This is a genomic window from Duganella sp. CT11-25, assembly GCF_047302815.1.
In the GTDB taxonomy this organism is placed as follows: domain Bacteria; phylum Pseudomonadota; class Gammaproteobacteria; order Burkholderiales; family Burkholderiaceae_D; genus Rugamonas.
Window position 1 is genome coordinate 4,393,529 of the sequence record NZ_JBKBFD010000001.1, and the last position, 19,604, is coordinate 4,413,132.

General features: G+C 62.3%; 14 protein-coding genes. 11 read left to right on the forward strand and 3 right to left on the reverse strand.

All coding sequences use genetic code 11. The features are described from left to right. The first annotated feature begins 70 nt into the window (after nucleotides 1-70). The 3 genes from ACEN9F_RS18770 to ACEN9F_RS18780 all read left to right on the forward strand — a co-directional run bounded on the left by ACEN9F_RS18770 (nucleotide 71) and on the right by ACEN9F_RS18780 (nucleotide 6,965). Nucleotides 71-3,601 carry a response regulator gene (locus tag ACEN9F_RS18770; protein WP_413422164.1) on the forward strand — a complete coding sequence of 1,177 codons (3,531 nt, stop codon included), beginning with the start codon at nucleotides 71-73 and terminating at the stop codon, nucleotides 3,599-3,601. A gap of 248 nt (nucleotides 3,602-3,849) precedes the next feature. Further along, nucleotides 3,850-6,213 (forward strand): catecholate siderophore receptor Fiu, encoded by a 2,364-nt coding sequence (locus ACEN9F_RS18775; RefSeq protein WP_413422166.1) that lies wholly within the window; start codon nucleotides 3,850-3,852, stop codon nucleotides 6,211-6,213. A 74-nt stretch (nucleotides 6,214-6,287) separates the two neighbouring features. Next, nucleotides 6,288-6,965, forward strand: a complete 678-nt coding sequence (locus ACEN9F_RS18780) for a Fe2+-dependent dioxygenase (protein ID WP_413422168.1) — start codon at nucleotides 6,288-6,290, stop codon at nucleotides 6,963-6,965. Between the two features lie 12 nt (nucleotides 6,966-6,977). Here the strand turns inward: ACEN9F_RS18780 and ACEN9F_RS18785 are convergent, their stop codons facing one another. Further along, nucleotides 6,978-7,874 (reverse strand): cupin domain-containing protein, encoded by an 897-nt coding sequence (locus tag ACEN9F_RS18785; RefSeq protein ID WP_413422170.1) that lies wholly within the window; start codon nucleotides 7,872-7,874, stop codon nucleotides 6,978-6,980. Nucleotides 7,875-7,974: 100 nt separating this feature from the next. Here ACEN9F_RS18785 and ACEN9F_RS18790 point away from each other — a divergent pair, with 100 nt between their 5' ends. Next, nucleotides 7,975-8,706 carry an SDR family oxidoreductase gene (locus tag ACEN9F_RS18790; RefSeq protein ID WP_413422172.1) on the forward strand — a complete coding sequence of 244 codons (732 nt, stop codon included), beginning with the start codon at nucleotides 7,975-7,977 and terminating at the stop codon, nucleotides 8,704-8,706. Between the two features lie 290 nt (nucleotides 8,707-8,996). Next, on the forward strand, nucleotides 8,997-10,910 hold the full coding sequence (locus tag ACEN9F_RS18795) for a methyl-accepting chemotaxis protein (RefSeq protein WP_413422174.1): 1,914 nt from the start codon (nucleotides 8,997-8,999) through the stop codon (nucleotides 10,908-10,910). 14 nt (nucleotides 10,911-10,924) lie between these two features. On the opposite strand, the gene ACEN9F_RS18800 is transcribed toward ACEN9F_RS18795, so the two are convergent. Next, a complete protein-coding gene (locus ACEN9F_RS18800) occupies nucleotides 10,925-13,675 on the reverse strand; it encodes a hypothetical protein (RefSeq protein ID WP_413422176.1) in 2,751 nt (916 codons plus the stop codon). Between the two features lie 225 nt (nucleotides 13,676-13,900). Between ACEN9F_RS18800 and ACEN9F_RS18805 the strand changes: the two genes are divergently transcribed. The 6 genes from ACEN9F_RS18805 (at nucleotide 13,901) to map (ending at nucleotide 19,110) form a co-directional block, all read left to right on the forward strand. Beyond that, a complete protein-coding gene (locus ACEN9F_RS18805; protein WP_413422178.1) occupies nucleotides 13,901-15,178 on the forward strand; it encodes an MFS transporter in 1,278 nt (425 codons plus the stop codon). A gap of 7 nt (nucleotides 15,179-15,185) precedes the next feature. After that, complete coding sequence (locus ACEN9F_RS18810; protein ID WP_413422180.1) at nucleotides 15,186-15,896, forward strand: response regulator transcription factor; 711 nt, start codon at nucleotides 15,186-15,188, stop codon at nucleotides 15,894-15,896. Beyond that, entirely contained in the window at nucleotides 15,889-17,112 is a 1,224-nt protein-coding gene (locus ACEN9F_RS18815; RefSeq protein ID WP_413422182.1) for a sensor histidine kinase, read from the forward strand. Before ACEN9F_RS18810 ends, ACEN9F_RS18815 begins: the two co-directional genes overlap by 8 nt. A gap of 77 nt (nucleotides 17,113-17,189) precedes the next feature. Beyond that, complete coding sequence (locus ACEN9F_RS18820; protein WP_413422184.1) at nucleotides 17,190-18,065, forward strand: alpha/beta hydrolase family esterase; 876 nt, start codon at nucleotides 17,190-17,192, stop codon at nucleotides 18,063-18,065. Nucleotides 18,066-18,133: 68 nt separating this feature from the next. Next, nucleotides 18,134-18,346 (forward strand): ParD-like family protein, encoded by a 213-nt coding sequence (locus tag ACEN9F_RS18825; RefSeq protein ID WP_413422186.1) that lies wholly within the window; start codon nucleotides 18,134-18,136, stop codon nucleotides 18,344-18,346. Further along, on the forward strand, nucleotides 18,343-19,110 hold the full coding sequence (gene map, locus ACEN9F_RS18830) for a type I methionyl aminopeptidase (RefSeq protein WP_413422188.1): 768 nt from the start codon (nucleotides 18,343-18,345) through the stop codon (nucleotides 19,108-19,110). The genes ACEN9F_RS18825 and map overlap by 4 nt, the downstream gene beginning before the upstream one ends. On the opposite strand, the gene ACEN9F_RS18835 is transcribed toward map, so the two are convergent. Continuing rightward, a complete protein-coding gene (locus ACEN9F_RS18835; RefSeq protein WP_413422191.1) occupies nucleotides 19,052-19,594 on the reverse strand; it encodes a hypothetical protein in 543 nt (180 codons plus the stop codon). The two genes, map and ACEN9F_RS18835, sit on opposite strands and share 59 nt — an antisense overlap. Nucleotides 19,595-19,604: the final 10 nt, after the last annotated feature.

The window sequence follows — 19,604 nt, forward strand, 5'->3', positions numbered from 1 at the left end:
CCAAGGCCGGTCTTTGATAGGAGAATCAATAAGCGTTTGGCAATTCTCTTAATACGCCAGCAAGGACGAAATGAAGCCACCGGGGATAAAGGCCAAGGTTGCACTTGCAACCAGCATCACGTCGATCCTGATGATCGCCCTGGTGACCGTCGTCCAGACGCAACGGATGCAGGCCGACTTCACCAAAGTCCTGTTCACGCAGCAAACCGCGCTGATCAACCGCACCGCCGAGGAACTCGACGACAAGCTGATGATGCTGCTCGACATCATCGCCGTCTCGGCCCGCAATCAGCCGCTCGACATCGCCAGCTCCACCGACCGCCTGCGCGCCTATTACCAGGACCGCGCCGTGCTGGCCCTGTTCGACGATTTGCTGGTGCTCAGTCCGCAAGGCAGGGTGATTTCCGACCTGCCGATGGTGCCGGGCCGGGTCGGCATCGATGCGACCGACCGCGCCTACTTCAAGACCGTGATGCGGACCCGCAAGCCGATGATCACCGAACCGCTGATCGGCAAGGCCAACAAGCAACCCATCGTGCAAATGATCGCGCCGGTGCTCAACGCCAAGGGCGAGGTGGTGTGCGTGCTGATCGGCGTGCTGCGCCTGTACAAGGACAATCTGCTGGGCCACCTGCGCACCGCCAAGGTCGGCCGCACCGGCTACTATTTCGCGCTGACCCGGGGCGAGAATCCGCTGTACGTGCTGCATCCCGACATCAGCCGTTTGCTGCAGCCGCGCCAGGCCAACGCCAACCCGGCCACCACGCGCGCGCTGGAGCAGGGCTTCGAAGGCACGGTCATGGGCGTCACCAGCGCGGGACAGCGCGCGCTCAACAGCTACAAGCAGCTGAAGTCGGTGGACTGGCTGCTGGCCACCTCGCTGCCGGCCGACGAGGCGTTCGAGCCGTTCAACGGTGTGCTCTACCGTTTGCTGCTGTGGAGCGGGCTGGCCTCGCTGCTGGCCGCGGCGCTGATCGGCTGGGTGACCTTGCGCCTGCTGGCGCCGCTGATCAGGCTGCGCGACGCCATCGTCGCGCTGCGCAGCGATCCCGCCCGCTTCACGCCGCTGCCGGTGCATGCGCGCGACGAAGTCGGCCAGCTGACCTCGGCCTTCAACGACCTGATGCACGAACGGCTGGCGGCCGACGCCCGGCTGCAAAGCCTGGTCGAGTTCGCGCCCAACGCCATCGTCGTGGTCGGCGTCGACGGCCGCATCGAAACCTTCAACCGCGAGGGCGAGCGCTGCTTCGGCTACGGCCGCGACGAAGTGCTGGGCCAGCCGCTGGAAATCCTGGTGCCGGAACGGCTGCGCGCCCAGCACGCCGGCCACCGCATCAAGTTCTTCGCCGACCGCCTCAGCGCCGAACCGGTGCGCATGGGACAGGGCTCGGTGCTGTACGGCCAACGCCGCGACGGCAGCGAATTCCCGGTCGAGATCAACCTGAGCGCGGTGCGCACCGACCAGGGCACCAAGGTGCTGGCGGTGATTTCCGACATCACCGAACGCCACCGGCTGCGGCTGGAAGTGGAGGCGCGCGCCCAGGAACTGGAGCGCGAGCGCGACCGCGCCGAGGCGGCCAACCGCGCCAAGAGCGATTTCGTGGCCAATATGAGCCATGAGATCCGCACACCGATGAACGCGGTGCTGGGCATGGTCTACCTGCTCGGCAACACCGCGCTGACGCCGCAGCAACGCAAATACCTGAACATGGTGCGGGTGTCCGGCCAGTCGCTGCTGGGCATCCTCAACGACGTGCTGGATTTTTCCAAGATCGAGGCGCGTCACATGGAACTGTCGCCGGTGGACTTCCTGCTGGACGACACCATGAATTCGCTGGCCACCATGATGACCATGAACGCCAGCGACAAGGAGCTGGAACTGGCCATCAGCGTCGATCCGGCCGTGCCGCGCCATTTGCGCGGCGACTCGATGCGGCTGCAGCAGATCCTGGTCAACCTGGCCGGCAACGCGATCAAGTTCACCGAGCAGGGCGAGGTGGTGGTCAGCATCGAACTGAGCGCGCGCGACGAGCACAGCGCGCTGCTGCGCTTCGAGGTGCGCGACACCGGCATCGGCATGACCGAGGCGCAGCAGGCGCAATTGTTCAACGCCTTCTCGCAGGGCGACCAGAGCATCACGCGGCGCTTCGGCGGCACCGGCCTGGGACTGGCCATCACCAAGCGGCTGATCGCGCTGATGGGCGGGCAGATCGCCGTCAACACCGGGCCGGGCAAGGGATCGCTCTTCTGGTTCAGCCTGCCGTTCGAGATCCTGCCGGCGCCGCAGGACGAGCGCCGCAAGCCGGCGCTGGGGCAGTTGCGCCTGCTGGTGGCCGACGACAACCGCACCAGCCGCGAACTGATCGCCAAACTGATACGCGCCTGGGGCTGGCAGGCCGACGAAGTCGATTCCGGCGCCGCCGCGCTGCGCCGCTACCGCCTGAGCCTGGACCAGCAGCCCTACGACGTGGTGCTGGCCGACTGGCACATGCCCGGCATGGACGGGCTGGCCACGGCCAAGGGCATCCGCGCAGCCGCCAGCGAGCGGCCGCAGGCGGGCCGGCCGCAGCCCATCGTGGTGATGGTCAACGCCTTCGCCCGCGACCAGATGGACCAGATTTCCCTCGCGCCCGAGGCGGACGTGGTGCTGGTCAAGCCGATCACCAGCTCGAGCCTGTTCGACGCGCTGCACCAGGCGCTGGCCAGCAACGGCGATCCGCAACAGCAGGGCGCGGCCGACCATGGCATCGGCGGCACGCTGGCCGGCATGCACTTCCTGCTGGTCGAGGACAATGTGCTGAACCAGGCGGTGGCGCGCGGCATCCTGGAGCACGCCGGCGCGACGCTGGACGTGGTGGGCGACGGCCGCCAGGCGGTCGAGCGCATGCGCGGCGACGGCGGGCGCTACGACCTGGTGCTGATGGACATGCAGATGCCGGTGATGGACGGCTTCACCGCCACCCGCGTGCTGCGCCAGGAACTCAAGCTGACGCTGCCGATCATCGCCATGACCGCCGGCGTGCTGGAATCCGAGCGCGAGCGCAGCGTGGCGGCCGGCATCACCGATTTCATTCCCAAGCCGATCGAGGTCGAGGAAATGCTGGCGGTGCTGCTGCGCCACCTGCGCAAGCGGCCGCCGCCGGCGGAGGACGACTTGCTGGCGGCGATGGCCGCCGCCGCCGCGCCCGCCCTGGTGCCGGCGGCCGTCAAGCCGGTGGCCGCCGCGCCCATGCCGGCCGGCGAGGCCAGCATCTTCAATATGGACAGCCTGATGCGCGTGATGGGCAAGGACGCCAAGGGCCGCGCCGTGATGTTCAAGATGGTGCGCGGCGCCATCGACACCGGCATGGAACCGGTCGAGCAGGCCGGCCAGGCCCTGCAGGAGGGCCGTCTGCGCGACGCCGCCCGCCTGTTCCACAGCCTGCGCGGCGCGGTCGGCGTGCTGGGCGCCAAGCGCCTGATCCAGGCCACCATCGATGCCGAGGACGCCATTATCGAGCAGCGCGAGCACGAACTCACCGAGCGCTACCAGGCCGTACGGGCCGAACTGGAACAAACGCTGGCCCACGCCCGCGCCTGGCTGGACCGCGAACAGCCCTGATTTCCCCTCGGATTGGCCAGCAAATGCATGCCGCAGTGATCGGCAGGCATGCTTTTTTTCCAATTCCGCAACACTCCTCCCATAGATAAATCTTGCATCGAAATGCTATTGATAACAATTCGCATTTACGTTTTGGATAAATATTGTTACAATCTCACCCACTAAATTTACCTCGACCGGCAGCCCGACGCGGATTGCAGCAGTTTTAGCGCAGACAGCCGCCTTACATTTTTGGAAGAAAGAAGCACATGGCAATGATCAAGAGTCGCAAACACGCGCAATCGCGCTTCAACCAACACATGAGTGCGGCGCTGGCCGTGATGCTGCTGCCGGTCGCTGCCCACGCCGCCGACGCCGCCCCTGACGCCGCCACCCCGCAAAAGCTGCAGGAAGTCCAGGTACAGGGCGTGCGCGACGATATCCGCGCTGAAAAAGCCTCGTCGCCGAAATACACGGAAAAGCTGGTCGACACCGCCCAGACCCTGACCGTCATCAAGAAAGAACTGATCGAGCAGCAGGGCGCGGTCACGCTGACCGAAGCGCTGCGCAACACTCCGGGCGTCGGCGCCTTCTTCCTGGGCGAAAACGGCAACACCAACACCGGCGACGCGATCTACATGCGCGGCTTCGATGCCTCGAGCAGCATCTACGTCGACGGCGTGCGCGACATCGGCTCGATCTCGCGCGACACCTTCAACATCGAACAGATCGACGTCCTGAAGGGGCCGGCCGGCACCGACAACGGCCGCAGCTCGCCGACCGGTTCCATCAACCTGGTCAGCAAACAGCCGCTGCTGGAAGATGCCTACCTGGGTTCGGTCACCTTCGGCAGCGGCCAGCAGAAACGCGCCACCGCCGACATCAACAAGGTCATCGACGCCGACAGCGGCACCGCCTTCCGCCTGAACCTGCTGGACCAGGACAGCGGCAGCCCGGCGCGCGACATGGTCAAGAACAAGCGCTGGGGCGTGGCGCCATCGGTCGCCTTCGGCCTGGGCAGCCCGACCCGCATCTACCTGAACTACCTGCACATCAAGCAGGACAACGTGCCCGACGGCGGCGTGCTGACCATCGGCCTGCCAGGCTGGACCCCGCCGGCCGACATCGCCGCCGTGGCCGCCACCGCGACCAAGCCAGCCGTGCCGGCCAAGAGCTTCGCCTTCATGGCCGGCGCCGCCCGCGTCAATCCGAAGAACTTCTACGGCTCGGTGCTGGACCATGACGACGTCACGGCCGACATGCTGACGGCCCGCGTCGAACACGACTTCGCCGGCGGCGCCAAAGTGCAGAACACCACCCGTTACGGCAAGACCAAGCAGAACTACCTGCTGACCTCGTTCATGTCGACCGGCGCCAACATGCCGACCGTGGTGGCCGGCGCCGATCCAGCGACCTGGATGCTGAACCGCACCAACCTGACCACCAAGGATCAGCAGAACGAAGTGCTGACCAACCAGAGCACCATCACCGCCAACTTCGACACCGGCGCGCTGAAGCACACCGTGGTCGGCGGCCTGGAGCTGACCAACGAGAAGCAGACCAATTACCTGTACGTGAACTCGGCGCCGGCCGCGACCGCCGGCCTGCCTGCGACCAGCATCTACTACCCGAACCCGCACACCCCGATCAGCACTGCGCAAGTGAACCTGGTGCGCAGCGGCGGCCGCAACGACGGCACCACCAACACCCAGAGCGTGTACCTGTTCGACACCGTCAAGCTGGGCGACAAGTGGATCTTCAACGGCGGCGTGCGCGTCGACCACTACAGCACCACCTACAACGCGGTCGCCGTGCAGGCCGCCGCCACGCCGCAAGTGATCCCGGTCGGCACCCTGGTCGGCAGCGCGATCGAAGCGTCGGACAACCTGGCCAACGGCAAGCTGTCGGCGCTGTACAAGCCGACCGCCGACAGCAGCGTCTACGCCCTGGTGGCGACCTCGAAAGCGCCGCCCGGCAGCGCCAACTTCGCGCTGAGCACCTCGGCCAGCAGCGCCGCCAATCCGAAGTTCGATCCACAGGAAACCACCAACTACGAGATGGGCACCAAGTGGGACCTGCTGAAGCAGAAACTGTCGCTGTCGGCTGCCGTGTACCGCACCGAAGTGAAGAACGAAGTCGAGCAGGATCCGGTCGATGCGCTGTACTACCAGACCGGCAAGAAACGCGTGCAAGGTATCGAGCTGGGCGTGACCGGCGAAATCATGCGCAACTGGATCATCAGCGCCGGCTACACCCGCATGTCGACCAGCGTCGAATCGGGCAAGGTGGTCACCGCCAACGGCCAGAACCAGCTGACCTACACGCCTAAGCAAGCGTTCACCGCGTGGACCTCGTACACGCTGCCGATCGGCCTGCAAATCGGCGGCGGCGCGCGCTTCAGCGACAAACTGCTGCGCGGCACCGACGGCGCCGTCGGCACCCCGGCTTACGCCGATTCGTACTGGGTGTTCGACGCCATGGCGTCGTACCCGATCAGCAAGAACATCGACGTCCGCCTGAACGTGTATAACCTGGCGGACAAAGAGTACATCGCGGCGATCAACAAGTCGGGCTACCGCTACACTCCGGGCAATCCACGCTCGGGCAGCCTGACCGCCAACTTCAAGTTCTAAGCACCGGTTCCCGATTCCGTGTTGCTGGCCCCGCCCTTACCGGCGGGGCTTTTTTGCTTTAAAGGAGAGTCATCATGATGCTGCATATTCCACAGGTCCTGAGCCGCGAGCAGGTGGCCGGCATGCGCCGCCGGCTGGACCAGACGGACTGGGTGGACGGCCGCACCACGGTCGGCGCGCAGGGTGCGCAGGTCAAGCAGAACCGGCAACTGCGCGAAGGCTCGCCGCTGGCGCTGGAACTGGGCCAGGCGGTGCTGGAGGCGCTGGCGCGCCATCCGCTGTTCTTCTCGGCCGCGCTGCCGCGGCGCACCTGTCCGCCGCTGTTCAACAGCTACGCCGGCGGCGAACACTACGGCGCCCATGTGGACGGCGCGCTGCGCCGCGTGCCGGATGGCCAGTGGCTGCGCACCGACGTCTCGTCGACCTTGTTCCTGAGCGACCCGGACGAATACGACGGCGGCGAGCTGATCGTCACCGACGCCTATGGCGAGCACGAGGTGAAACTGCCGGCCGGCGATTTGATCCTGTATCCGTCGACCAGCATCCACCGCGTGGAGCCGGTCACGCGCGGGGCGCGGGTGTGTTCCTTCTTCTGGACCCAGAGCATGGTGCGCGACGACATGCGGCGCGGCCTGCTGCTGGAGCTGGACCAGAACATCCAGAGCCTGCGCGCCCGCCTCGGCGACTGCCCGGAACTGGTCGGCCTGACCGGCCATTATCACAACCTGCTGCGGCAGTGGAGCGAGGTGTAGACGGCTGCTGATTCACGACTCCCGCGCATAGCGCGTGGGCGGCAGGCCGACGTGGCGCGTGAAGGCGACGCTGAACGCGCTGGCGGAGCCGTAGCCGACGCGCTCGGCAACCTCGGCAACGTTGCCCTCTGTCTGCCGCAGCAGGTTCTTGGCCCAAGCCATGCGCCAGCGCAGCAAATACGCCATCGGCGCCACGCCCACCGCGCGGCTGAAGCGTTCGAAGAACGATGAACGGGACAGCGCCGCCTCTTTCGCCAGTTCCGCCACCGTCCAGGGCCGGGTCATATCTTCGTGCATGCGGCGTATCGCGGCCGCCAGCCGTTCGTCGGCCAGTCCACGCAACAGGCCCGGCGAGGCGGCGGTCCCCGCCGTCGAGCGCAGCGCTTCGATCAGCAGGACCTCCAGCAGGTGCGCCAGGATGACATCGCGCCCCGGCCGCTGCGCGCGTGATTCCTCGCCCAGCAACTGCACGATGGTGGCCAGCCGCCGCTCTCCGCGTACGTGCACCAGCTGCGGCAGCAGCGATACCAGCAAGGCCGCGTCCGGCGAGCCGAAGGTGCAGTAGCCCACCAGCAGCAGGACATCGGCCGGCAGGTCTTGCGCGCCGTGCCGGAATTCCCCGGGCCGCAGCACGACCGGCTCGGTGTAGGCGTCCTCCGGCGTCATCGGCTCAAGACTGGACATCGTGAAGCCATACGCCTCGGGGACCAGGACAAAGTCGCCCTGCCGGAGGTCGATCGCATCCTGTCCGTCCACCGCCAGGCGGCACGCACCGTCGAGGATCACGCAATAGAACGGATGCCCGGCATCCGAACGGCGTATCCGCCAGGGGCCGGCGGCGCTGACAACTTTCGAGAACCTGGCGCGCGGCTGGAGCAGCGTGACAACCTCCGCGAGTGGATCGACCATATCCGGACTCCTGCAAATGAACCATGGACTTTCGATTGTAGCAAGTCCAGGCGCGGCGGGCTACAGTCTCTGTACCGCCAACCACCTACAGGAGTTCCTCATGAAAACCATCCTTATCACCGGCTGCTCGTCCGGCTTCGGCCTGGAAACCGCGCAATACTTCCTCGATCGCGATTGGAACGTCATCGCCACCATGCGCGCGCCGCGCGAAGACCTGCTGCCGCGTTCCGACCGCCTGCGCGTGCTGGCGCTGGACGTCACCGATGCCGACAGCATCCGCCAGGCCGTGGAAGCCGCGGGGCCGATCGATGTGCTGGTCAACAACGCTGGGGTGGGCATGCTGGGCGCGCTCGAAGGCACGTCGATGGACACCGCCCGCGCCATCTTCGAGACCAATACCCTGGGCACGATGGCGATGACGCAGGCGGTGCTGCCGCAGTTCCGGCAACGCCGATCCGGCGTCGTCGTCAATGTGACGTCGAGCGTGACCTTGAAGTCGCTGCCGTTGCTGTCCGTGTACACCGCGAGCAAGGCCGCGGTCAACGCCTTCACCGAGTCGCTCGCGCTGGAACTCCGGCAATTCAATGTGCGCGTCAATGTGGTGCTGCCAGGACGGGCGCCTGGCACCCGCTTCGGTGACAACGCGCGGGCCCGGATCGGCATTCCGGAGGCATACGCCGAGCTGGCCCAGAATATCTTTGCGGAATGGGCCAAGCCTTCCGAGGTCACCCTGGCGGCGGATGTGGCGGAAGCGGTGTGGCGCGCGGCAAACGATGCGGCGTGCCCGCTCCGCATTGTGGCGGGCGCCGACGCCGTGGCGCTGGCCGGATAGGAAAATACTTGCCTTAGAACACGCTAACGTGACATGATGAAGGCCAAAGTTTGCCTTCATTGTTGCGCATTTTCTGAAAGAATTGTGATCGCGATGGTGTGTAATCCATTCAGCTGTCCACCCCTCATTTGCCGCCGCGCCTCAACAACGCCTCACGCGCCGGCAACCTCCTTTCATCACGCTAGTCGCGGCATACGCGCACCGGCAATAGAAAAAATTTCCTCGTAGTTCCATATTGTTCATGGTTGCCCGGCACGCCTGGCGGCCACGTTGTACTTTAGGGAGAAATTATGTTTTCAAACATGAAAGTGGCGACCCGGTTGGCACTGGGCTTTGGCGCCGTCGTGGCATTGCTGCTGCTGCTGTCCGTGATCAGCCTGACCCGGATGGCGGACATCGACAACGACGTCGATCTGATAATGGAAGACCGCTATCCCAAAGTCGTGCTGGCCAACGACGCGATGACGCGCACCATCGACAATGGCCGCCAGCTGCGCAGCATGCTGCTGTTCGCCAACGAGGACGAACGCGACAAATACAAGGCCGCGGCCGAAACCAACCGGGCCAGGGTGGCCGAAGCGCTGGCCAAGCTCGATAAAATGATCTCCAGCGACAAGGGACGCCAACTGTTCCGCGAAGTCACCGACAAGAATACCGCCCTGAACGCGGCCTACGAGGAGCTGTATAGCCTGATCAAAAGCGATCCCAAGAAAGCGCTCGAGTACATGAAGGAGCAATTCGTCACGGTCAACAACGGCTACCTCGCCTCCCTGGAAACGCTGGTCAAATACCAGACCGAGCTGATGGAAAAGGGACGCATCAACGCCTCGGACAACTATGAAAGCACGCGTCGGCTGGTGTTCATCCTGTCGAGCGTCGCAATCCTGATCGCGGTCGTGGTGGCCTGGCTGATCACGGCCAGCCTGGTCAAGAGCCTGGGCGGCGAGCCGGGCTATGCCGCCGAGCTGATGCAGCGCATCTCCAACGGCGACCTCAGCGGTGAAGTGGTGACCAAGCCGGGCGACCAGGGCAGCATGCTGCTGGCGGTCAAGGGCATGGTGGCCAAGCTGCAGCAGGTGATCGACGGCCAGCGCACGGTGGTAGCGGCGGCCAATCGCGGCAACTTCGACGCCCGCGTCGACCTCAACGGCCTGCAGGGCTTCCAGCGTGAAATGGGCGAGGGCTTGAACCAGCTGGCGATCACCACCGGCTCCAGCATCAGCGACGTGGTGCGGGTGATGGGCGCGATGTCGGAAGGCGACCTGACGCAAAGCATCGACAAGCCATATGAAGGCGCGTTCGGAGAACTGAAAGACTACGCCAACAACACCATGTCCAAGCTGGCCGAGGTGGTGGCGGAAGTCAACGCCAACGCCGAAGGCCTGGCCGCCGCCTCGGAAGAGGTCAGCGCCACCTCGCAGTCGCTGGCGCAGGCGGCCAGCGAGCAGGCCGCCGGCGTCGAGGAAACCTCGGCCTCGGTCGAGCAGATGACAGCCTCGGTGGCGCAAAACACCGACAACGCCAAGGTCACCGACGCCATGGCCAGCCGCGCCGCCAACGAAGCCAGCGAGGGCGGCGACGCGGTGCGCTCGACGGTATCGGCCATGAAGCAGATCGCCGCCAAGGTGCTGATCATCGACGACATCGCTTACCAGACCAATCTGCTGGCGCTGAACGCGGCGATCGAAGCGGCGCGCGCGGGCGAGCACGGCAAGGGCTTCGCCGTGGTGGCCGCCGAGGTGCGCAAGCTGGCCGAGCGCAGCCAGGTCGCCGCGCAGGAAATCGGCGAGGTCGCCAGCAGCAGCGTCAACCTGGCGGAGCAGGCCGGGCAAATGCTGGGGTCGATGGTGCCGAACATCAAGAAGACTTCCGACCTGGTGCAGGAAATCACCGCCGCGTCGGAAGAACAATCGGCCGGCCTGGCGCAGATCAACGCCGCCATCGCGCAGCTCAGCCAGACCACCCAGCAAAACGCGGCAGGCGCGGAAGAACTGGCCTCCACGGCCGAGCAGATGAGCAGCCAGGCCGAGGAACTGCAGCAGGCGATGGGCTTCTTCAAGGTCAGCGCGAACGGTCACGGTGTACGGCGCAGCCCACCGCGCGCGCCGGTGCACAGTGGCCGCGTGCCGGCGCGTCCGGTGCCGGTGCGCCAGGTCGCCCTGTCCGGCATTCCGCCGGATGAGTCGAAGTTCGTGCGCTATTAAGACCTGACGATAAGCTAGCCTGGTAACTTGCTGTTGATTCTCTGTATCGTAGCGTTGATATAGTCCTTAAAGGATTGATCTGCGCTCGCTTGCACTTTTTCCAGACTTGCGATGGCCTGCCGCTTGGCTTCGAGTGCGGCAGGCGTATTTCCTGCGGTCAGGTACACAAAGCACAGGTTTTCATGGACCTTGGCGAGATTAATCAGAGATCGTAGATCGCCTTTGAGCGCAAGCGCCTGATAGATTTTCTTCGACTCAATCAAACAGTCGATGGCTTGCTGAACCTGTCCATGGAGTTCGTAAGCGATGGAAAGATTGCACAAGAAACTCGCCAGATCAGCGGTATGCTGAACGGCTCCCCCTTCAATCAATCTTTTAAATTCATTGACGGCCTTAAGACCAGACGTGATCGCTTGTTCGAAATTGCTGAACCTGATTCGTTCCAGGCAGTCGTTGTTCAAGAATCGGCACCAATGCACGGTATAAGCTTGTGGGTCTTTAATAACCAGTTCTGACAGGATTTTTCCTGCTTCATCTAGGTTCTTCCGTGCGACAGCCTCATCGTTCAGCAATACGGCTTGCCCTGCAAGAGAAAGGGCATAGTCACAGAGATGGCCGTGATGACCGCTTTTCGCCAATTCCCTGCGTATGGTGATGGCTTCTTCATGCGTTTCACCACAAGCTTGAACGTCACGCATCTCCATCAGCACATTGGCTTTGTTGTTGAATGCCGTGGCAAGGTCCTTGAGAACCGTGTCCGTCACCGCTTGCTGGCGGAAGAAGCGTACCGCCTCGTCCGCGCAATCCAAGGCATCGTCAAACTGGCCATTGTTACGGTAGATCGCCGTGGCATTGGTAAGGAACCGCGCCAATACTTTTCCATACAGTCCCGGGTTTGCCGTTCGCAGCAATTCAGCTTGGGCACGGATCTCCTCCACGATAGCCAGCGCCTTGCGTGTATGACCTGAATGGTACTGAAATGTCGCAAGGGTCAACAAGCAATCGCACAGATCATATGAGGCGGCCGGATGCCATCCGCTCTTCTGCAATACATCGCGCCGGATAGCGAGGGACTCATCGAGAAGAGTTTCTGCTTGCCCGAAGTCATCCTTATCCATCAGATACTCGGCATAGTTAACCGAGATAAGCGCGAGATCTTTTACGGATCTCCAATTACCATCCCCCTCGAGCAGGCTTCGCGCCTCACGATAGAGCTTGCCAGGCTCCTCGGAGTCCTGCGCAGTGGTGCAATGTAAAGCCAGATTATTGAGTGCACGGGCAAGGGCGAACTTTTGTTGCGTCGACGGCGAGACCTTGAGCGCCTCCCTAAAATGCGTCACCGCCGTTTGATAACAGCGCAATGCGTCGGTCTGCAAATCGATGCTTTCGTACATCAGGCCGCGATTGATATAAAGACCGTTAATCACGTCGGCCCGCTCCTCCGCCGAAGAATATTTAGCAGTGGCGAAATATTTCTCGGCAGTCGTAAACATCGCTTGCGACTCTTTGAGCTGCCCTGCAGAAAAAAGCGCGGTAGCGAGAGTGCAACGCCACAACGCGGACGTTGCGTCATCCGGAGGAGAAGCAATCGCTTTCGTCAGCACATTGATGGCCTCGGAAAAATCGACAAGCTCAATTAACAGGCTACTATAGTTGGTGACGAAATCCGCATTGTCCGGCGCGCTCAACCATGCCAAGCGGAAGTTGTGCAAAGCGTCTTGCTGTTCGAACTTGAGTAAATGCAATTCACCTCGATTGCTATAAGCGACACCGAGCGTACGAGCGTTTTCCTCACCAATTCGAATTGCAGCATCCAGATGCTTTTCAGCCTGGGTATAGTCGCCGCTCGCCAGCGCCTGGCCTGCGTGGTGTAGATCGGAGTCCGTCCTTTGCGCATTCAGCTTTTGTAGCAATGCCTCATATCGCGCTTTCCACTGGTCGATCACCTGTTCGGGATTGCCATACGCATCAATATGTTCCGTCAAGGATTGGCGTACAGCGGGCGGAACATTCTTCTCGTAAAAGGCATCGGTTGCGGAACGACCGCCCAGCACGCTTGGTTTGGCATGACAACCATGACTCTCGAGTATGGAGACCAGGTCGGAGCGGGTAATCGAATGGATGCTGCCGTTCGCCCTTACGATACGCGCGCCCAGTTGGTCGACCGCCGTCCAAATAGCGGAGTGTGCGGCTTCCGCGTTGGTCAGATGGCGCGCTAGCGTCGCTTTATTCTTTCGTTGAATACGTTCAACCGTACCAGTGGTTTCGAATTCAATTCGAAGCAATAAAGAGAGCGTTGCCTGCGAATCTTTTGTGCTACCGCCTAAAGATGCACACAACACTTGATGTTCCGCCAAAAGAGCAGGTGTCAAACTTTTGATAAATGCGGCGTGGTCTGGCTGGGTTTGCGCATGCTCGCGTAACTTCGCGACGGAGCCAAAATTATTTCGGGAGTAAAAAGTGACATTGGCCGTCGCCTCCCTGCTTAACAAGTTTGCGGCGTTGACAAACTCGGAGGCCAGCGATTTTGCCGTCCATGCCTCAAAATTTTTCTCATTCTTTTTGCACTGAAAATAATGGCTACGGCCATCAGCCAGCTTGATAACAATGTCATCTACGTCGGCTGGCTCTTTATCGACCAAGGCAGTCGTGTCCACCTCGATTGCAACGATAGACTCATCGAGCAACATGCTCACCACCCATTCAATTGCGACCACGGTTTGATAACTGTCTCCGCGATTCGAACGCACGCCCGCAACACTCATGTTAATCTCTTCACATCAAATTTTCTTTGGAATTTTTATTCCAGGACTGGCATAAATATACGTCAAGTTTTAAAGCACTGTAACAAGAAGTCGCTATATTTCCATCTCAGGCCCGATAAACTGTTCGGGCACCGCCCCCTGAACTATACTCGCCATCATTTTCACTGATTTCCAGTGAATCAATTCTCTTGACGCGACACATGCGCGGCGCAGCCACATTCTAAAATGATCAATAACGAGACCATCCCTTCCCGAATTCGCCGCAGCCAGGTGCTGGCGCTTGTGCTGCTGGTGGTCTGCGGCGTCATCAATTACATGGACCGCGCCACCCTGGCCGTGGCCAACGAGTATATTCGTGCCGACCTCGGCCTCTCGCTCGGCCAGATGGGCCTGCTGCTGTCGGCGTTCTCGTGGAGTTATGCGCTATGCCAGCTCCCGGTCGGCGCGCTGGTCGACAAGGTGGGGCCGCGCTGGCTGCTCGGTATCGGCCTGGTGGTGTGGTCGCTGGCCCAGGCCGCGGGCGGCCTCGCGTCGACCTTCGGCTACTTCCTGATCGTGCGCATCGCGCTCGGTATCGGCGAGGCACCGCAGTTCCCGGCGGCGGCGCGGGTGGTGAGCAACTGGTTCCCGCTGCGTTCGCGCGGCACGCCGACCGGCATCTACAATTCCGCTTCGCCGCTGGGCGTCGCGCTGGCGCCCATATGCCTGTCGCCGCTGATTGCCGCGACCAGCTGGCATTGGGCGTTCTTCGTCACCGGCGCGCTGGGCCTGGTGGCGGCCGTCGTCTGGGTAACCCTGTATCGCGATCCGGTCCATGCGCAAATGTCCGCCGCCGAGCGCGCCTATCTTGAGGCCGACGAGGCAGGCGAGGCCAAGCCGACAACCAGCTTTGCCGCCTGGTGCGCGCTGTTCCGTCACCGCGTCACCTGGGGCATGATGCTCGGCTTTTTCGGCTCGGTCTACCTCAACTGGGTCTATCTGACCTGGCTGCCAGGCTACCTGCGGACTGAGCGGCATATGGACCTGGCATACGCCGGCATCGCGGCTTCGGTCCCGTTTCTTTGCGGCTTCGCCGGCGCCTTGCTGGCGGGCTGGGCTTCCGACCGCGTCACCCGGCATGCGGCCTCGCCGATATCCGGCCGCCGCAATGCGGTGGTGGTATCCACGCTGGGCATGGTGGTGTTCACGATTCCTGCTGCACTGGTCGAGAGCAATGTGTTGGCCGTGGCCTGCATCTCGATCGTCATCTTCCTCGCCAACGCCTCATCGGCCTGTGCATGGTCGCTGGCCACCGTGGCGGCGCCGCCGAGCCGCATCGCGTCGCTCGGCGCGATCCAGAACTTCGGCGGGTTTCTTGGCGGAGCGCTGGCGCCCATCCTGACCGGCTACATCGCACAGACCTGGTCCTTCGTGCCGGCCTTGCTGACCGGCGCCGCGATCGCCTTCTGTGGTGCCATGTCGTATCACTTCCTGGTGATCCGCCCCATCCCCGAACAAGACTGATAGCGACGTGACGACACTCTCCCGCAACTCCTTGAGCATACTGGTAGTGGAAGACCACCCGACGATTGCACGCCAGATCGTGCAGTTCCTGGAAGGGCTCAAGTGGCAGACCGACCATGCGGCGACCGGCGCGCTCGCCATCGAGCTCGCAACGCGCGAGGCGTATGACGTCGTGCTGCTCGATCTGAATCTTCCCGACCTGGACGGACTGCAAGTCTGCCGTACGATCAAGGCGCGGGCGCCGCGCAATGTGCCGGTATTGATGCTCACCGCCCGCGACGCGTTCGAAGACAAGGCGCGCGGCTTCAAGGAAGGCGCGGACGATTACCTGACCAAGCCGTTCGACCTGCGCGAGCTTGCCCTGCGTTGCGAAGCGCTGGCGCGACGCGGACAGCTGCACCTCAACCAGGAAATGCGCGTCGGCCCTTTGACGCTTCTGCTGCGGGAAAAACGCACCCGCTACAACAACGCGCCCGTCCCGCTGACGCAGGCCGGTTTCAAGATCCTGTTTGCGATGTGCAGCGCGCATCCGCATGCCATATCCCGCTCCGCGCTGATGCACGAATTGTGGGGCGCCAATCCGCCGGACAGCGACGCCCTCAAATCGCACATCTATGCGCTGCGCAAGCAGCTGGAACTGGCTGGTGCGCTGAACATGATCCTGACCATTCCCCAGCTCGGCTATCGGCTGGAACTGGATGCGGCGGACCATGTTTAGGTCGATCCGGCATAGCCTGTTTGCCGCACTGGCCGGCTTCACCGTGCTGCTTTGCGTTTGCTATACCGGGCTCGCGTTGGTCATTTCCTACGTCACCGAAGACATGCTGATCGATCGATTGCTGGAACGGGAAGCGACCGCCATGACAGCACATTTCCGCCTGAACGGCGAAGTCAAGCTGCCCAGCGATGAACTGATCCGCGTCTACCGCAGCGTCGAGGCGCTCCCAACCATCGTGCGCGAACGGGTTGCGGCAGGCAGCGAACGGGCCGAGATCTCCACGGACACCGGCCAGCACTATCATCTGCGCGCGCTTGATCTCCCCGCAGCGTCCGGTCTGCAACGTGTCTACCTGCTGGCTGATGTCCGCCCGCTGCTGGTGGTGTCGAAACTTATCCAGGATGTCGGTGGTGTGCTGATCTTTGTCGCGCTCGGCTTGATCGCTCTGGCGCTGCTACTGGCCTACCTGCTGTCCAGGCGGCTGGTCTCGCCGCTCCAGGTGCTGGCGGACGAAGTGCGGGGCGTAACGCCGCACAGTCCGGTCGAATTCAGCGCCCGCCATCGCCCGGATGAAATCGGCTACCTGGCGCAAAAGCTCGGTACCACGATCGCCGAGCTGCATTCGTCGCTGAACCGGGAGCATGCCTTCACGCGCGACGTCAGCCATGAGTTGCGAACGCCGCTGACGGTCATGAACAATACCCTCGGCAAGGCGGCATCCGGTCCGCTGGATGCGGACGACGTGGCGCAGCTGCGGGCTGGCATCGACGAGATCGGCAATACCATCGACGTGCTGTTCGCACTGGCGCGCGCGGAGCACATCGCGCACGAGGCGCTCGACCTGCGCGGCTGCATCGAGGAAAGCCTGCTGCGCCTGCTGGACGATGGCGCCTGGGACGACGAACGGCTGGAGCTCCACTTGCCCGATCGGCTGGAGGTAATGGGCAACCGCCATTTGGCCATGCTGCTCATCAATAACTGCCTGGGCAATGCCCTGTTCCATGGCGGGCCCGATTCACAGCTGCAGCTATCGTTCGCGGATGGCGTGCTCAGCGTCACCAACACGGTCGATCCTGTCCGGGCCGGTTCGATGCAGGGATTCCTGCACGGCCAGAATCTGCTTAGTCGCATCGCCAAGGCCATGCGCTGGGAAATCGGCTTCCATGCCGGCGCAGACGCGTACCGCGTCAAGATCACGCCGCTTCGCGCACGCTGAAACCGGGCGGATTTCACCCAGGTTTCACCACCGATTTTTTATGCTGTGTACTCGCTAACTTTCCCCGAGCACACAGCATGAAAATCCTGATCAGCCTCATCCTCCTCGCATGTGCATCTCTTCCGGCGTTCGCGCAGGTGAAATCACATCAGTACAAAGAAGAAAAGCGCCGCTACCTCGTCTACACCCCGACGTCGTACGCCGGCCAGCCGCAGAAGGCCTTTCCGGTCGTCTTCAACTTCCACGGCAGCGGCATGACCATGGCCGAACAAATGCTCTACACGCAAATGAACCGCGCCGCGGACCGCCACCAGTTCATTGTCGTCTACCCCTTGGGGATCAAGCAGGACTGGAACGTCGGTTTCGGCATGTCCTACCTTGAAGGTACAGACGATATCGGTTTCACCGAAGCGCTGCTCGCCAAACTCAAGCAGGACTACCGTGTCGACAGCCAGCGCGTGTATGCGACCGGGCTATCGCGTGGCGGTTTCTTCACGCTGCGCATCGCGGCCGAGCTGCCCCACCTGTTCGCGGCAGTGGCCTCAGTGGGCGGACCGATGCCGGAACCCGTTGTCCAGCACCATTCGAAGCCAGGCAAGGTCGGCGTACTCCTGCTACACGGCACGGCGGACCAGGTGGTGGCATATGACGGCAAGCCAACCGGTTATTTGTCCGCCGAAGACAGCTACAGCTACTGGTTGAAGCAGAACGGCATCGGGCCGGGCCGGGCAAGCCGCCGCGTCATCGACAGCGACGCCGGCGACGGCACCGACGTCACCTGGGTCGAGCAGGGGAATGGCCGGCAGAGCGTGGCACTGGCGACGATCAGGGATGGCGGCCATACCTGGCCCGGCGCCGACCCGTTCAACGTAGGCCTGCCGATAGGGAAAACCACCCGCGATATCGATGCCAACGAAGTCATCTGGCAATTCTTCGACAAACACCGCCGTTAGAAGCCTCTTGCACGATCATATCGGATGAATATACAATTCATATACGTTTCGTATATAGAGGATAGCATATGGGCATTGTGAACATCGACGAGGATCTGCACGACCAACTGCGCAAGGCGAGTGCGGTGGCGTGCCGGTCAATCAATGCGCAGGCGACCTTCTGGATCAAGATCGGCATGTTGTGCGAAGTAAATCCGACGCTGACGTTCAACGAGATCGTCGCCCGGGAACTGCGGGCGGCCGGCGTCGAGGCCCAGGCTTTCAGGGGGGCTTCAATATGACCAAGCGGCCGGAGGAAATCGCGTTGATGGCGGAATCGGGCAAGCTGCTGGCAAGTGTCTTCGGCTACCTGGACCAACTGAGCTTGATCGGCATGTCGACCATGCAGGTGAATGACATGGTCGACAGCTTCATCGTGAACGAACTCAATGCGCGTCCGGCCAGCAAGGGGCAGTACGGATATGCCTATGCGCTGAACTCCTCTCGCAACAGCGTTGTGTGCCACGGCGTTCCGTCGCCGACCGATATCTTGCAGGATGGGGATATCGTGAATTTCGATATCACGCTGGAAAAAAACGGATTTATCGCCGACTCCAGCAAAACCTACCTCGTCGGCGAAGTGTCGCCAGCGGCCAAGCGGCTGGTGCAAGTGACCTATGAAGCCATGTGGAAGGGAATCAAAGCCGTCCGACCTGGCGCCCAGCTTGGCGATATCGGCTATGCCATCCAGCGTCACGCCCGGCTCAGCGGTTACTCCGTCGTCAAAGAGTATTGCGGTCATGGTATTGGCCGTGAGATGCACGAGCCGCCCCAAGTGCTGCATTGGGGACGGCCAAAAACCGGGCTGATCTTACGCGAAGGCATGGTGTTCACCATCGAACCGATGATCAACCAAGGTCGTCATGACGTTCGGACCGAAGACGATGGCTGGTCGGTGGTGACGATAGACGGGCAACTGTCCGCTCAGTTCGAGCATACGGTGGCGGTCACGCGCAACGGCGTTCGGGTGTTGACGCTGCGCCCCGAGGAAATGTCGTTGAGCTGAGCAAGCCGCCTTCGAGCTGTTGGCGCATATCGTCCATGACGAATTGATGCATGGTCTTGATGACCTTGTTGATGAACACGGCGGCGATGGTCTTCAGGCTGGAGAGGTTTTCGTAGTACGTGACCATGTGAACCATGCACTGGCCCTCGCCGACATCTTCGACTTCAATCGAGCCGCCAAGTAATTTGACGGTATTGCTATAGCGGATGCTTTGCTCGATGATCTCGAATTCGATACGGCTCTCGCCAACGATGCGGGTCATACGCTTGGTCAGGAAGCCGCCATCACTGTATTTGCAACGGCAGGTATCGCCGACCTTGCCGTGCTGGCCGTCCACTTCCTGCGGCACTGGCAGGCTCAATTTTAAGAGCCAGTTTGGCGCCTTCTGTACGTGCTCGTAAAACCCCACTTTTTTCCAGATATCGACCTTGTTCGCTTGAATCTTCATGCTGGTGGTTGCGCTGCTGATGGCTTGTTGGTTCATGATTGCTCCT

What these genes read in the sequence shown, in the direction of transcription:
- ACEN9F_RS18770 (WP_413422164.1), top strand. Translation starts at nt 71, where the DNA reads ATGAAGCCACCGGGGATAAAGGCCAAGGTTGCACTTGCAACCAGCATC.
- ACEN9F_RS18785 (WP_413422170.1), bottom strand. Translation starts at nt 7,874, where the DNA reads ATGGTCGATCCACTCGCGGAGGTTGTCACGCTGCTCCAGCCGCGCGCC.
- map (WP_413422188.1), top strand. Translation starts at nt 18,343, where the DNA reads ATGACCAAGCGGCCGGAGGAAATCGCGTTGATGGCGGAATCGGGCAAG.
- ACEN9F_RS18820 (WP_413422184.1), top strand. Translation starts at nt 17,190, where the DNA reads ATGAAAATCCTGATCAGCCTCATCCTCCTCGCATGTGCATCTCTTCCG.
- ACEN9F_RS18805 (WP_413422178.1), top strand. Translation starts at nt 13,901, where the DNA reads ATGATCAATAACGAGACCATCCCTTCCCGAATTCGCCGCAGCCAGGTG.
- ACEN9F_RS18790 (WP_413422172.1), top strand. Translation starts at nt 7,975, where the DNA reads ATGAAAACCATCCTTATCACCGGCTGCTCGTCCGGCTTCGGCCTGGAA.
- ACEN9F_RS18800 (WP_413422176.1), bottom strand. Translation starts at nt 13,675, where the DNA reads ATGAGTGTTGCGGGCGTGCGTTCGAATCGCGGAGACAGTTATCAAACC.
- ACEN9F_RS18775 (WP_413422166.1), top strand. Translation starts at nt 3,850, where the DNA reads ATGGCAATGATCAAGAGTCGCAAACACGCGCAATCGCGCTTCAACCAA.
- ACEN9F_RS18825 (WP_413422186.1), top strand. Translation starts at nt 18,134, where the DNA reads ATGGGCATTGTGAACATCGACGAGGATCTGCACGACCAACTGCGCAAG.
- ACEN9F_RS18815 (WP_413422182.1), top strand. Translation starts at nt 15,889, where the DNA reads ATGTTTAGGTCGATCCGGCATAGCCTGTTTGCCGCACTGGCCGGCTTC.
- ACEN9F_RS18780 (WP_413422168.1), top strand. Translation starts at nt 6,288, where the DNA reads ATGATGCTGCATATTCCACAGGTCCTGAGCCGCGAGCAGGTGGCCGGC.
- ACEN9F_RS18835 (WP_413422191.1), bottom strand. Translation starts at nt 19,594, where the DNA reads ATGAACCAACAAGCCATCAGCAGCGCAACCACCAGCATGAAGATTCAA.
- ACEN9F_RS18795 (WP_413422174.1), top strand. Translation starts at nt 8,997, where the DNA reads ATGTTTTCAAACATGAAAGTGGCGACCCGGTTGGCACTGGGCTTTGGC.